Source organism: Mesorhizobium sp. M6A.T.Ce.TU.016.01.1.1 (assembly GCF_003997065.1).
GTDB lineage: Bacteria > Pseudomonadota > Alphaproteobacteria > Rhizobiales > Rhizobiaceae > Mesorhizobium > Mesorhizobium mediterraneum.
On the sequence record NZ_RZTJ01000132.1, the window covers coordinates 1 to 458 of the forward strand.

Below are 458 nucleotides of genomic sequence, written 5' to 3' on the forward strand. Positions count from 1 at the left end.
GGCTTATGCGGTCGGCGCATCAGTGCGCATAAGACCTTCCTCCTTGAGATCCGCCCAAAGTGCTGCGGGCAGTTTCGCATCGAGCAGCGAGCGATTGCTCTCGACTTCGCTCGGCCGTTGGCCACCGGGGATCACCGAAACGACTGAAGGATGCAGCAGCGGGAATTGCAGGGCGGCCTCGATCAGCCTGACACCATGACGCTTGCAGACGTTCTCGATCCCGGCGACCCGGTCGAGTATGTCCTTCGGCGCTTCGGAGTAGTTGTAGTAGGCTCCGGGCTTCGGCCCTGTTGCGAGGATGCCGGAGTTGTAGGGTCCGCCGAGAACGATGCCGATGCCGCGTGCCTGGCAGAGCGGCAGGAAGGACGTCAGCGCCTCCTGTTCCAGGAGCGTATAGCGTCCGGCCAGCAGGAACAGGTCGAAGTCGCCGCACTCGGCCAGCGTCTGTGCGACCTGCC

1 protein-coding gene is annotated in these 458 nt (G+C 63.8%); it reads right to left on the minus strand.

Annotated features, from left to right (window positions below; translation table 11 throughout):
• Nucleotides 1–3 precede the first annotated feature (3 nt).
• Nucleotides 4–458 (minus strand): aldo/keto reductase (locus EOC94_RS33590; RefSeq protein WP_148128470.1); only part of this gene is annotated, 455 nt, incomplete at its 5' end.